This window comes from Nocardioides sp. (assembly GCF_051876515.1).
Taxonomy (GTDB): domain Bacteria; phylum Actinomycetota; class Actinomycetes; order Propionibacteriales; family Nocardioidaceae; genus Nocardioides.
Window position 1 is genome coordinate 23,455 of the sequence record NZ_JBJEHY010000036.1, and the last position, 13,358, is coordinate 36,812.

General features: G+C 71.1%; 12 protein-coding genes. 7 read left to right on the top strand and 5 right to left on the bottom strand.

Features of this window, described 5'->3' with window-relative positions; genetic code table 11:
* The first annotated feature begins 20 nt into the window (after window positions 1-20).
* Entirely contained in the window at window positions 21-446 is a 426-nt protein-coding gene (locus ACI379_RS02115; protein WP_439790405.1) for an SRPBCC family protein, read from the top strand.
* A gap of 8 nt (window positions 447-454) precedes the next feature.
* Window positions 455-1,342: a MerR family transcriptional regulator gene (locus ACI379_RS02120; RefSeq protein WP_439790406.1), complete on the top strand. Its 888-nt coding sequence runs from the start codon at window positions 455-457 to the stop codon at window positions 1,340-1,342.
* Window positions 1,343-1,451: 109 nt separating this feature from the next.
* Here the strand turns inward: ACI379_RS02120 and ACI379_RS02125 are convergent, their stop codons facing one another.
* From ACI379_RS02125 to ACI379_RS02135, 3 genes are read right to left on the bottom strand one after another with little or no spacing between them, the layout of a single operon-like run.
* On the bottom strand, window positions 1,452-2,213 hold the full coding sequence (locus tag ACI379_RS02125) for an enoyl-CoA hydratase/isomerase family protein (RefSeq protein ID WP_439790407.1): 762 nt from the start codon (window positions 2,211-2,213) through the stop codon (window positions 1,452-1,454).
* A gap of 2 nt (window positions 2,214-2,215) precedes the next feature.
* A complete protein-coding gene (locus tag ACI379_RS02130; RefSeq protein WP_439790408.1) occupies window positions 2,216-3,394 on the bottom strand; it encodes a thiolase family protein in 1,179 nt (392 codons plus the stop codon).
* Window positions 3,395-3,452: 58 nt separating this feature from the next.
* Window positions 3,453-4,382 carry an alpha/beta hydrolase gene (locus ACI379_RS02135; RefSeq protein WP_439790409.1) on the bottom strand — a complete coding sequence of 310 codons (930 nt, stop codon included), beginning with the start codon at window positions 4,380-4,382 and terminating at the stop codon, window positions 3,453-3,455.
* Window positions 4,383-4,455: 73 nt separating this feature from the next.
* Here ACI379_RS02135 and ACI379_RS02140 point away from each other — a divergent pair, with 73 nt between their 5' ends.
* From ACI379_RS02140 to ACI379_RS02160, 5 genes are all read left to right on the top strand, one after another.
* Entirely contained in the window at window positions 4,456-4,959 is a 504-nt protein-coding gene (locus tag ACI379_RS02140) for a MarR family transcriptional regulator (RefSeq protein WP_439790410.1), read from the top strand.
* Between the two features lie 300 nt (window positions 4,960-5,259).
* A complete protein-coding gene (locus tag ACI379_RS02145) occupies window positions 5,260-6,504 on the top strand; it encodes an RtcB family protein (protein WP_439790411.1) in 1,245 nt (414 codons plus the stop codon).
* Window positions 6,505-6,550: 46 nt separating this feature from the next.
* A complete protein-coding gene (locus ACI379_RS02150) occupies window positions 6,551-7,024 on the top strand; it encodes an HNH endonuclease (protein ID WP_439790412.1) in 474 nt (157 codons plus the stop codon).
* Between the two features lie 87 nt (window positions 7,025-7,111).
* Complete coding sequence (icmF, locus tag ACI379_RS02155; protein WP_439790413.1) at window positions 7,112-10,342, top strand: fused isobutyryl-CoA mutase/GTPase IcmF; 3,231 nt, start codon at window positions 7,112-7,114, stop codon at window positions 10,340-10,342.
* A 375-nt stretch (window positions 10,343-10,717) separates the two neighbouring features.
* Window positions 10,718-11,455, top strand: coding sequence for a FadR/GntR family transcriptional regulator (locus tag ACI379_RS02160; RefSeq protein WP_439790414.1), 738 nt, complete (start codon window positions 10,718-10,720; stop codon window positions 11,453-11,455).
* 185 nt (window positions 11,456-11,640) lie between these two features.
* Here ACI379_RS02160 and ACI379_RS02165 read toward each other — a convergent pair whose 3' ends face one another.
* A complete protein-coding gene (locus ACI379_RS02165) occupies window positions 11,641-12,411 on the bottom strand; it encodes a FadR/GntR family transcriptional regulator (RefSeq protein ID WP_439790415.1) in 771 nt (256 codons plus the stop codon).
* 182 nt (window positions 12,412-12,593) lie between these two features.
* Window positions 12,594-13,262 (bottom strand): lytic transglycosylase domain-containing protein, encoded by a 669-nt coding sequence (locus tag ACI379_RS02170; protein ID WP_439790416.1) that lies wholly within the window; start codon window positions 13,260-13,262, stop codon window positions 12,594-12,596.
* Between the last annotated feature and the right edge of the window lie 96 nt (window positions 13,263-13,358).

The following is a 13,358-nucleotide window of genomic DNA, read 5'->3' on the forward strand; positions in this document are numbered from 1 at the left end:
TCAAAGGTTTGGAGAGGGTTATGAAGATCGAGCGCACCGTCACCTCGTCGCGCCCCGCGGCGGAGGTCTTCGCCTACCTGAGCGACTTCACGACGACCGAGGAGTGGGACCCCGGTACGATCCGGACGACCCGGGTCTCGGGCGACGGCGGGGTCGGCACCGTGTACGCCAACGTCTCGCAGTTCCGCGGCCGCCCGACCGAGCTCACCTACGAGGTCACCCACCTCGAACCCGAGCGCCTGATCCGCCTGCGCGGCGAGAACCGGACCGTCCTCGCCGAGGACACGATGACCTTCACCCCCACCAGCACCGGAGGAACCGACGTGACCTACACGGCGCAGTTCACCCTCAAGGGTGTGGCGCGGCTGGCCGCCCCGTTCCTCGCTGGCGCGTTCCGCGCGCTGGGTGACGAGGCCGAGCAAGGTCTCTGCGCGGCCCTGGCCTGAGCGGTCCCATGTTCACTATCAAGCGCGCGGCCGAGCTCGTCGGGGTCTCCGAGGCGACCCTGCGCGCCTGGGAACGCCGGTACGGCATCGGCGCCCCGGCACGCAGCGAGTCCGGGTACCGCCTGTACGACGACGCGGCAGTGCGCGACCTGACCCGGATGCAGGCGCTGGTCATGGACGGTTGGTCGGCCCGCGAGGCAGCCGCCGAGGCACTGGCGCTCCGGGACGCGCCGGTCCCCCGCGCCAGCGCGGCAGCGGGGGGCGGGCCGACCGAGCCGGACCTGGGCGCCCTCGCCCGGGCCGCGACCACCCTGGACGCCCAGGAGCTGGCGCGGCTGCTCGACGAGCGGTTCGCCGGAGGCTCGTTCGAGACCGTCGTCGACTCTTGGCTGCTGCCCGCGCTCGACCGCCTGGGCGCGGGCTGGGAGGCCGGCGAGCTCACCGTCGCGGGTGAGCACTTCGTCGCCCACGGCGTGACTCGCCGGTTGGCCGCCGCCTACGAGGCTGCGGGCGACAACCCGACCGGGCCCCGCGTGCTGATCGGTCTGCCGCCGGGCGCGCGCCACGACCTCGGGCTGCTCAGCTTCGCCACCGCTGCCCGGCGTGCCGGCCTGTCCACCCGCTACCTGGGCGCCGACGTGCCCGTGGCCGCGTGGGCCCACGCCGCCTCCGACTCGTCGGTCTCAGCGGCCGTGCTGGCCGTGCCCATGGCCTCCGACGCTCCGGCGCTGGAACGGACGGTGGAGGCCCTCCTGGGCGTACGGCCCGACCTGCTCGTCGCGGTCGGTGGGGCGGCCCAGGAGCTGGCCCCCGCAGCGTGTCTGCTGCTGGGCCACTCGGTCCCCCGGGCCGCCGCCGAGCTGGTCCTCAGAACTCCACGCGCAGCGCGTCGCTGAGCGGACGCGCCCGACGTACGCCCAGCTCCCGGAGACGACTCGACCCACCAGCGTCCGCTGGTGGGTCGAGTGGGTGGGCGCGCGTGGGCGCGCGTGGGCGCGCGTGGGCTCAGCGCTTGAGGAACGCCTTGATCAGCGCCTGGGACTCCTCGGTGGAGACGCTGGCGGCGATGGTGCGCGCCTCGTCGGCACCGATCTCCTCGCGGGTACGGTCGGCGCTGCCGCGGATCAGGCGGCGGGCCTGGCCCAGCGCGAGGGCGGGACCGGCGGCGAACGTGGCAGCGACCTGCGCAGCACGCTCGGCGGCGGCCTCGTCGACCTCCGCGACCAGGCCCCAGTCGAGGGCCTGCTCGGCCGACAGCGGCTTGCCGAGCAGCGCGAACTGCAGCGCACGCTGCTGGCCGACCGCACGCGGCAGCAGGTACGAGACCCCGCAGTCCGGCGTGGCGCCGATGCCCGGGTAGGCGAAGACGAACTTCGTCCCGGGCTCGGAGATCACCACGTCGGCGGCCAGCATGAGACCGAGACCGGCACCCGCGACGGCACCCTGGACGACCGAGACGACCGGCTTGGCGAGCGAGGCGAGGTGGCGGAACGCCGCGTCGAGCTCGGTGGCCAGGACCAGCAGGTAGTCCGACGGCTCGGGGGCGTCCACGAAGGACGCCACGTCGCCGCCCGCGCAGAACCGCTTGCCGGCGCCGCTGACCAGCACCACGCGGACGCTGTCGTCGCCGTCGGCCTTCACCACGGCGGCCGCGAACTCACGGGCCGTGGGCAGGTCGAAGGCGTTGGCCGCCTCGGGACGGTTGACGGTGATGTGCCCGACGCCGTCGGCGACGGAGAACGTGACGAGGGAGGTATCCGCAGCCATCGTCAGACCCGCTTCAGCAGGGCCGCGAGCGCCTGGCCGCCACCGATGCACATGGTGACGATGCCGTACTCGAGGTCGTTGCGAACCATGGTCTTGGCCGCGCGGACCGTCAGGATCGCGCCGGTCGCACCGACCGGGTGGCCCAGCGCGATCGCGCCGCCGTACGGGTTGACCTGGTCGGCCGAGAGGCCGGCGTCGCGCGCCACGGCCACGGCCTGCGAGGCGAACGCCTCGTTGAGCTCGATCGTGCCGATGTCGGCCGGGGTGAGGCCGGTGCGCTCGAAGAGGTCCTTGAGCGCGAGCACCGGGGCGTAACCCATGAGTTCGGGCTCCATCGCGCCGGTGGAGACGGCCTCGATGGAGACCAGCGGCGTCAGGCCGTGCTCGGCGGCGGCGGCCTCGGTGGCCAGGACCACGGCGCCGGCGCCGTCGTTGATGCCCGAGGCGTTGCCGGCGGTGACGGAGCCGTCCTTCACGAACGCGGCGCGCAGGCCACCGAGGGTCTCCATCGTGGTGCCGGGCTTGGGGTGCTCGTCGACCTCGACCGTGTACGGCTTGCGGCCGCCCACCTCGACGGGGGTGATCTCCTCGGCGAACGCCGCCTTGGCCTCGTCGGTGGCGGCGCGACGCTGCGACTCGACGGCGAACTCGTCCTGCTCGGTACGGCTCACGCCGTACTTGGAGGCGACGTTCTCCGCGGTGACGCCCATGTGCTTGTTGCTGAACGGGTCGGTGAGCATGCCGACGGTGCCGTCGACCAGGGCGCGGTCGCCGAGCTTGTAGCCGTTGCGGGCACCGAAGTCGAGGAACGGCATCCGGCTCATCGACTCGTCGCCGCCGGCGACGGTGAAGTCCAGGTTGTTCCAGCGCATCTCCATCGCGGCCGACCAGATGGCCTGCAGGCCCGAGCCGCACAGGCGGTTGACCGTGTACGCGGGCACGTTGGTGGGCAGACCGGCGGCGAGCGCGACGCGGCGGGCGTTGTACCCGTCGGGGCCGACCTGGCCGATCTGGCCCATGACGACCTCGCGGACCTGCTCGCCGCTCACGCCGGCGCGGCTCAGGGCGGCGGTCACCGCGGTGGCGCCGAGCTCGTGGGCGGGGACGTCCTTCAACGTCCCGCCGAAGCTGCCGACCGGCGTACGCGCGCCGTCGACGATGACGATCTTCTGCTCACTCATGAGCGTGTTCTCCTTGAATCTGTGCGGCGGTCCCCGGCAAGGATATCCGTGATCAGGATTAGGGCTGACGCAGCATGTCCGCGAACCGGGCGTGCATGTCCGCGGACGCCTCGTCGCAGGCCGGGGCCAGGCGTCCCATCTCGGTGAAGCCGTGCACGAGGCCGTCGTAGCGCACCGCGTCCACGCGCACCCCCGCCGCCTGCAGCGCGGCGGCGTACGCCTCCCCCTCGTCGCGCAGCGGGTCGAACTCGGCGGTCACCACGACGGCGGCCGGCAGGCCGGTGAGGTCGCCCGCGATCGGCGAGAGGCGCGGGTCGTCGGCGTCGATCCCCGACTCGTCGGGCAGGTACATGCGGCGGTACCAGCTCATCTGGGAGATCTCCAGGCCGTACCCGCTGCCGTTGGCGCGGCGCGATTCGTACCGCCGGCGGCCGTGGTCGACCAGCGGGTAGACGAGGAGCTGCGCAGTGATCCGGTCGCGGTACGCCTGCGCGACCACCGCGGCCAGGTTGCCGCCGGCGGAGTCGCCTGCCACCCCCACGACGTCGGAGCCGCCGAGCTCGTCGAGGTGGTCGAGCACCCACGCGGTGGCCGTCAGGGAGTCCTCCACGCCGGCCGGGAACGGGCGTTCGGGGGCCAGCCCGTACGCCACGCTCACCACGACCGAGCCGGTGTCGCGGCACAGCCGCCGGATCGTGTGGTCGTAGGAGTCCAGGTCGCCGACCACGAACCCGCCGCCGTGCAGGTGCACGATCGTGGGCACCGGGGCCGAGGAGTCCTCCAGCAGCGGCCGGAAGACGCGGGCCGGCACGCCGCCGGCGTCGACGTCGACGACCTCGGCCACCTCGGGGCGCCGGGAGTCCGGGTGCAGGTAGGCCGTGGAGGCCGCCAGCGTCGCGCGTGCCTGCTCGGCGGTGGGCTCCACCTCGGGCACCGGGGTGGCGCGCATGAGGACGAGCATGTTCTCGATGTCGGGATCGACGGGCATGCGCGGAATCTAGCCGTCCACGCCCGGCCACGGGTGCACGGGCACCCGGCAGGCGGTCAGTAGCCTGAGCACCATGAGCCCCGAGCGCGACCCGATCCGCGAGGCGCACCGCCAGTGGGTGCGCCACGGGTGGGACGACGCCGCCGACGGGATGGCGATGGTGACCTCGGTGGTCCGCGCCCACCAGCTGCTCATGGAGCGCGTCGAGGGCGTGCTGCGCCCCCGCGACCTCACGTTCGCCCGGTACGAGATCCTGCGACTGCTGTCGTTCACCAAGGAGCGGAGCCTGCCGATGACCCGGCTCGGGTCGCTGCTGCAGGTGCACCCCACCTCGGTGACCAGCGCGGTGGACCGCCTGGTCAGGCAGGGCTTCGTGGAGCGCGAGCGCGGCACCGCCGACCGGCGCGTCATCCTGGCCACCCTCACCCCGGCGGGCGCCGAGGTGGTCGAGGAGGCCACGGTGGCCCTCAACAGCGAGGTCTTCGAGAAGCCCGGGCTGGAGCCCGACGAGGTGCTCGGCCTCACCGGTCTGCTGGGGGCGTTGCGCGCCTCGGGCGGCGACCACGTGTCGGACTGACGGACCCGACCCCGTAAATCGGTTGGCCGGGCGCCCCTGCCCCGGTAACTTCCTCGGCGACACCGCGCGGCCGCACCGGCCGCCGACGAAGGGACACCCCGTGCAGCAGTTCAGGAGCACCACCAGCGAGCGCCCCGAGCGCTGCTCGCTGCGCCCCGGCCTGCTCCGGCTCCTCCCCCAGCACCGTCGTTAGCCCGTCACGGGCCACGTACGTCGGGCCGCTGCGGGCGAGGAGTTCACCTCGCCGGCAGCGGCCCTTCGCATTTCCCACCCAGACTCACGCCGAGGAGGCGAGACACCATGACCACCCCCATGACCACCCCCATGACCACCCCCACGAACCAGCACCCGGACTTCCCCGTCGCCCTGCCCGGCGCCCGCGAGGACAACGTGCGGATGTGGGCGCAGCCGTACGACGTGGAGCCGGCCGCGCTCGACCAGCTCCGCAACATCTCCCGGCTGCCCTGGACCCACGGCGTCCGGGTGATGCCCGACGTCCACCTCGGCAAGGGGGCGACCGTGGGCTCGGTGATCGCGATGCGCAACGCCGTCGCGCCGGCCGCCGTCGGCGTCGACATCGGGTGCGGCATGGTGGCGGTGCGGACCGACGTCACCCAGTCGCAGCTGCCCGACGACCTGTCGGCGATGCGACGGGCGATCGAGCAGGCGATCCCGGTCGGCTTCTCCTCGCACTCCGGCGTGGCCGAGGTGATCCGCAAGGACTTCGTGCTGCGGCGGCGCTTCGGTCTCCTCATGGACGGCTTCTCCGGCCTGCGGGCCGAGAAGATCGGCGAGCGCGAGAAGCGGGCCTCCCAGCAGTGCGGCTCGCTCGGGGGCGGCAACCACTTCATCGAGGTGACCGCCGACGAGGACGGCACCGTGTGGCTGATGCTGCACTCCGGCTCGCGCAACATCGGCAAGGAGATCGCCGAGCGGCACATGTACGCGGCCCGCAACCTCGAGCACAACCTGGGGCTGCCCGACCGCGACCTGGCCGTCTTCGTCTCCGACACCGTGGAGATGGAGAACTACCTGCACGACCTCTACTGGGCGCAGGACTACGCCCTGCTCAACCGGAGCGCCATGATGACGGCCCTCAAGGGGGTCTTCGCACGGTGGTTCCCGCAGGCGCGGTTCGCCGAGGAGATCCAGGCCCACCACAACTACGTCTCCCCGGAGACCTACGACGGGGTGGAGGTCTTGGTGACCCGCAAGGGCGCGATCTCGGCACAGCAGGGGCAGTACGGCCTCATCCCGGGCTCCATGGGGACCGGGTCGTACGTGGTCAAGGGCCTGGGCAACACCGACTCGTACTGCTCGGCCTCGCACGGGGCCGGGCGGCGGATGAGCCGGACGAAGGCCAAGAAGACCTTCACCCTCGACGACCTGGCAGCCCAGACCGCCGGGGTGGAGTGCCGCAAGGACGGCGGGGTGCTCGACGAGATCCCCGGCGCCTACAAGGACCTCGAGTCCGTCATCGCCGCGCAGGTCGACCTGGTCCAGGTCGAGGCGCGGCTCACCACGCTGCTCTGCGTCAAGGGGTAGCGCCCACGGCCATCACCGCCAACACTGGAGAGAGGAGTTGGACACCATGACGATCGCAGCGAACCGCGCGGCCCTGCGCACGGTCACGATCCTCGACGCCTCCTCGGTGCCGCTGGACCGCGTCGACGTCGCGCACGCGGTCCGGATGCTCAACCGGCAGGTGGCGGTGGTGGTCGAGTCGGTCGCGGGACGGATGTTCGGTCCGTACCCGTGGCCGCGGGTGATCCGGCTGCTGCGCCGGGTCCGGCGGACCTGGTACGCCCAGCCGGCGCGCTGGCACCGCGGCGGGGTCTTCCTGCGCGACCGGCACCGCTGCGCGTACTGCGGGGCGCTGGCCGACACGATCGACCACGTGCTCCCCCGCTCCCGGGGCGGCGCGTGGTCGTGGACGAACTGCGTGGCGGCCTGCGAGGCCTGCAACCACGCCAAGGCGGACCGTACGCCGGCGGAGGCCGGCATGCCGCTCGTCCACGCCAGGCCGTACGTCCCCACCCGGGGCGAGCTGGTCGCCCGCCGCTGAGGCGACGGGCGTCCTACTTCACAGTAGATACTTGGATGTCCTACCATTTGAATTACTAGGACATCCAAGTATCTCTGCGAGGACCCCATGAGCGAGCTCCACCAGCCCACGAACCCCGTACGCCTCGTCACCGCGTCGGCGCTGTTCGACGGTCACGACGCCTCGATCAACATCATGCGGCGGATCTTCCAGAGCCAGGGCTGCGAGGTGATCCACCTCGGCCACAACCGCTCCGTCTCCGAGGTCGTCGAGGCCGCACTGGAGGAGGACGCCCAGGGCATCGCCGTCTCCTCCTACCAGGGCGGCCACGTCGAGTACTTCGAGTATCTCGTCGAGCAGCTGCGCGCGGCCGGCGCCGACCACGTCAAGGTCGTCGGCGGCGGCGGCGGCGTGATCGTCCCCGAGGAGATCGCCCGCCTGCGGAAGTCCGGCGTCACCATCTTCTCCCCCGAGGACGGGCAGCGGCTCGGCCTGGTCGGGATGATCAACTCCGTGGTCGCCGACTGCGACTTCGACCCGTGGGCGGTCCGCGCCGCAGACCTCGACGGGGTGCTGGCGGGCGACCGGCTGTCGGTGGCCCGCGCCATCACGGGCGCCGAGTCGGGCCGCCTCGACGAGGCCTTCCTCTCCGCCGTACGCTCCGCCGCCGCCGCGAGCGCCGCCCCGGTCCTCGGCATCACCGGCACCGGCGGCTCGGGCAAGTCCTCGCTCACCGACGAGCTGGTCCGCCGCTTCCGCGTCGACCAGGGTGACAAGCTGCGGATCGCCGTCATCGCCGTCGACCCGACCCGTCGCCGGGGCGGCGGGGCGCTGCTGGGTGACCGGATCCGCGCCAACGCGCTCGACCCGGGCCACACCTTCTTCCGCTCGCTGGCCACGCGCGGCGCCCACGAGGTGCCCGAGAGCCTCGCCGACGTGATCGCGGTGACCAAGGCCGCCGGCTTCGACCTGGTCGTCGTCGAGACCCCCGGCATCGGCCAGGGCGACGCCGCCATCGTCCCCTTCGTCGACACCTCGCTGTACGTCATGACACCCGAGTTCGGCGCGGCCAGCCAGCTGGAGAAGATCGACATGCTCGACTTCGCCGACACCGTCGCGATCAACAAGTTCGAGCGCCGCGGCGCCAAGGACGCCCTGCGCGACGTGGGCCGCCAGATGGTGCGCAACCGCGAGGCGTTCGGGAAGCGCCCTGAGGACATGCCGGTCTTCGGCACCAGCGCCGCCACCTTCAACGACGACGGCGTCACCGCCCTGTACCAGCACCTGCGCGACCTGCTCGCCGAGAAGGGGCTCCCCGTCGTCGAGGGCCTGCTCCCCCACGTGGACGTGCGCCACTCCTCGGGGATCCGTCAGGTCGTGCCCACCGACCGGGTGCGCTACCTGGCCGAGATCACCGAGACCGTGCGCGGCTACCACGCCGACACCGAGCGGTACGCCGAGGCGGCGCGTCGCCTGCAGCGCATCGACCTGGTCCGCGGCGAGGTGGTCTCGAGCGGCTCGACCAGCGAGGCCCTCGACGGCCTGCTGGAGGACGCCCGCAAGCAGGTCCCGCACGAGGTGACCGACCAGATCGCCGCGTGGCCGGCGGTCGTGGAGTCGTACTCCGGCGACCAGCAGGTCGTGAAGGTGCGAGACCGCGAGATCGTCACCCAGCTGACCAAGGAGTCGCTGAGCGGCAACAAGATCCCCCGTGTCGCCCTGCCCCGGTACACCGACCACGGCGAGCTGGTGACGTTCTGGCGCAAGGAGAACCTGCCCGGCTTCTTCCCGTTCACCGCGGGTGTCTTCCCGTTCAAGCGGGACGGCGAGGACCCGGCGCGCATGTTCGCCGGCGAGGGCGACCCGTTCCGCACCAACCGCCGCTTCAAGATGCTGTCCGCCGAGGGCGAGGCGACCCGATTGTCGACGGCCTTCGACTCGGTGACCCTGTACGGCCGCGACCCCGACCCGCGCCCCGACGTGTACGGCAAGGTCGGCACCTCGGGCGTCTCGGTCGCGACGCTGGAGGACATGAAGGCGCTGTACGACGGCTTCGACCTGGTGGCGCCGTCCACCTCGGTGTCGATGACGATCAACGGCCCCGCCCCCACCGTCCTGGCGTTCTTCCTCAACACCGTCATCGACCAGCAGGTCGAGAAGTTCCGTGAGCGCGAGGGCCGCGAGCCGTCCGACGCCGAGCACGAGGAGCTGCGCGCGTTCGCGCTGGCCAACGTCCGCGGCACCGTGCAGGCCGACATCCTCAAGGAGGACCAGGGCCAGAACACCTGCCTGTTCTCCACCGAGTTCAGCCTGCGGATGATGGCCGACATCCAGGAGTGGTTCATCGAGCAGAAGGTGCGCAACTTCTACTCCGTGTCGATCTCCGGCTACCACATCGCCGAGGCCGGGGCGAACCCCATCAGCCAGCTCGCGTTCACGCTGGCCAACGGGTTCACCTACGTCGAGGCGTACCTCGCGCGCGGCATGGACATCGACGACTTCGCGCCGAACCTGTCGTTCTTCTTCTCCAACGGCATGGACCCCGAGTACTCGGTGCTCGGCCGGGTCGCCCGCCGCATCTGGGCGATCACGATGAAGGAGAAGTACGGCGCCGCCGAGCGCAGCCAGAAGCTGAAGTACCACGTCCAGACCTCGGGCCGTTCGCTGCACGCCCAGGAGATGGACTTCAACGACATCCGCACCACGCTGCAGGCGCTCATCGCGATCTACGACAACGCCAACAGCCTTCACACCAACGCCTACGACGAGGCCGTCACGACCCCGACGGAGGAGTCCGTGCGCCGCGCGCTGGCGATCCAGCTCATCATCAACCGCGAGTGGGGCCTCGCGATGAACGAGAACCCCAACCAGGGGTCGTTCATCATCGACGAGCTCACCGACCTGGTGGAGGCGGCCGTGCTCGCCGAGTTCGACCGGATCAACGAGCGCGGCGGCGTGCTGGGCGCCATGGAGACCGGCTACCAGCGTGGCCGGATCCAGGACGAGTCGATGCTGTACGAGCACCGCAAGCACGACGGCTCGCTGCCCCTGATCGGCGTCAACACCTTCCTCAACCCGCACGCCGACGACGCCGAGCCCATGGAGATCGAGCTGGCCCGGGCGACCGAGGCGGAGAAGGAGTCCCAGCTGTCCCGCGTACGCGCCTGGCAGGCCTCGCACTCCAGCGAGGCCCAGGAGGCGCTGGCCCGCCTCAAGGACGCCGCGGTCGCCGGGGACAACGTCTTCGCCGTCCTGATGGACGCCGCCCGCGTCTGCTCCCTGCAGCAGGTCACCGACGCGTTCTTCGAGGTGGGCGGGCAGTACCGGCGCAACGTCTGAGGTTGGCTGTGCTCCCTCCGGTGGGGGTCGTCTCTCCGGCGGGACCTGCCAGTGACCCCAAGTTGGGTCACCTGACCCAACTTGGGGTCGGCCGGAGAGGGTCGCCCCAACTTGGGGACGGTCGGAGAGGTTCCGGCGACCTCCCAACCTCTCCCAGTGACCACCATTTGGAGTGGCCGCAAGCTGGGCGTACGCCTACGGCACGCCTCTGGATGACGCCGAGATGTCAGAACCACCTCCAGTCGGGCCTTCTCATCCCGGGCCACGTGTCATCTGATCGCGACGCCGCGCTGAACGAGCCGGCCCCGTATTACATGATTATGATTGGTCATTACTGTCGAGTAGTTGTGATGACTCGGCGAAGGAGACACCGCAATGACATCCGGGAACCCGCGACCGATGAAGACGGCCATGCTGGTCGCTCAGCGCATCGTGTCGGACATCAACGACCGTGGAAACGTCATCGGCGACCGCCTCCCACCCGAGCGGATCATGCTGGAGAAGTACGACGTGGGCCGCGGCACCCTGAGGGAGTCCCTGCGGTTCCTCGAGCTGCAGGGCCTGATCATGCTCAAGCCGGGCCCGGGCGGCGGCCCCGTCGTCGTCCAGCCCGACGCGACGTCCCTGGCCACCTCGCTCACTCTGCTGCTGCAGTTCGCGAACGCGCCGTTCCGCACGATCGCCGAGGCCCGTCTGGGTCTGGAGCCGATGATGTCGCAGCTCGCCGCCGAGCGCATGGACATCGACACGCTCAAGGACCTCAAGGCGAGCGTCGACACCATGTACGACAACCTCGGCAACCGGACGATCTTCCTGGAGGAGAACAAGCGCTTCCACGACGTCATCGCGCACGGCTCCGGCAACGCGATGTTCGGCTACCTCGTCGACGCCCTGCTCGGCATGCTCGACGGCTCCGCGATCGGCATCGACTACCCCGAGCACCGCCGCGAGGCCGTGCACAAGGCGCACCGTCAGATCTACGAGACCATCGAGTCGCGTGACCCCGCTGCCGCGGCGGCCGCGATGCACGACCACATCGACCAGTACGTCACGTACGCGCAGAAGAAGTTCCCCGAGGTGCTCGACGGCCCCATCGTGTGGGGACAGGTCTGACCCCGGCCCGCGAGGTCACCAGGCCATCAGCTGGACCTTCGGGAACGTGCGGGCGATGTGGCGGATCGTGGGGTTGGACAGCGTGTTCGGGTGGGCGTTTGCCACCCGGCTCGCCGCCGTCGACCACGAAGATCCTGAGTGGGATGGATTCGAGGAGCGTGGCTCCCTCCACGGAGGAGCAGACCTCAGGCCCAGAGCACCGGGTCACCCATGCGGTCGGCCGCGTGGGTGTCGTAGTAGGCGATGACGGCCGCGATGTGGCCGTCCACGGCCTCGTACGCGCGACGCTTGTGGCCGCGCACGATCGCCTCGGCGGCCTCGGCGTGCCAGCTTCGGGCCTCGGCGTACGGGACGCGCACCGGGAGTGCGGCCATCACCTGGTCGGTGACCAGGTGTCCGACAGTGCGGGTGAGGAGCTGGACCACCTTGTTGCCCGAGAGCTGGGCGATCGCGGCGTGGAAGGAGTCGTCCTCCGACACGTCGCTGTCGGGGCTCGCACCCGGGTCCAGGTACGGGCCCATCAGCTCACGCACCGTGGCTCGGTCGGGGTTGCCCGCGGCGCGGGCGGCCAGCGGCGGCTCCATCAGCTGCCATGCCTGGAGCACCTCGGCGTACGACGCGCCGGCGAGGTGGAAGTAGAGGGACGCGCTGCGCGCCAGGAAGCCCGCGTTGACGGCCTCCAGCGTCGGCCCACCTCCGGGTCCCCGGCGGATGCTCAGGAAACCCTGCACCTCGAGCAGGCGCAGCGCCTCGCGCAGGGTCTCGCGGCTCACCCCGAACTGGACGATCATGTCGGCCTCGGGTGGGAGGCGGGTGCCGGCCGTCAGTCCGTCGGCGACGACCTGGTCCACGATCTTGGCAGCAACCTCCTCGGACGCCTTGCGGCGCACGGGCCGGGCCGACGCTCCACCGCCGACCCTCTCCGAGATGATCTCAATCCCCGGTCGATTGCTCATCGTTCCTTGATCCCCCTCAGGCCCGCGCGCGTGCGCGGTCGGCGAAGCCTACGGTTTCGTTGGTGTCTGTGTAGTCCGATTTCTGGTAATGGACCAGCAGGGACGCGCCGAATGCCCCGATTGGCGGAGCAAAAGTGCTGATCTGCGGCACCCGGGACGGCCGTGGCGGCCGTCCGCACAGATCAGTACCAGCCGCGGGAACTCTTGAACGACCACGCCGCGCACGGGGTGCCGTAGCGGTTCTTGATGTACTCCAAACCCCAGCGGATCTGCACCTCCGCGGAGGTCATGTACCCCTCCGGCAGGTCGTGGGTCGCCGTGAGCGCCTGCGGGATGCCGTACGCCGAGGAGCTGGGGTTGTCGGCGTCGACGCGCCACCCGGACTCGCTGGCGTAGAGGGAGTCGAGGCAGCTGAACTCCGAGGCCGCGAACCCGTACTCCGAGAGCAGGACGCGGGCGATGTCGCGCGGGTCTCCGGTGGCCAGGTTCTCCTCGCGGGTCACCGCCACTCCCCCGGCCTGGGTCAGCGCGGCCTGCTTGACCGAGTCGGTCTCGCCACGGCGGTCCGAGCGGGAGACCACGTCGTCGCGGTTGGCCAGGATCTCAGCGGCCTGCTCGTCGGCGCCGGTGTCGGCCACCGCAGCACCGAGGTCCGCGCCCGCCAGCAGGGAGGCGTCGCGGGTCGCGTCGTCGGTGAACCCGACGCCGGTCGCGACGGTGGCACCGGTCGCGACGGCCGCCAGCGACGTCATCGCGAGGCTCGTGCGGACCACGCGGGTGCGTCGGGACGTGACCGCCTTGTGGCGTCCGGGCGCGCGGTGCTTCGGGACGTACTTGTCGGTTTCAGACACAGTTCAGGGGACCCACGTTTCGAGGACGGTCGGACACGGCCTGGCGTGTCCTCCCCCGGCGGAACTGACCCTCCACCAGGACTCGGCAGGCACAGC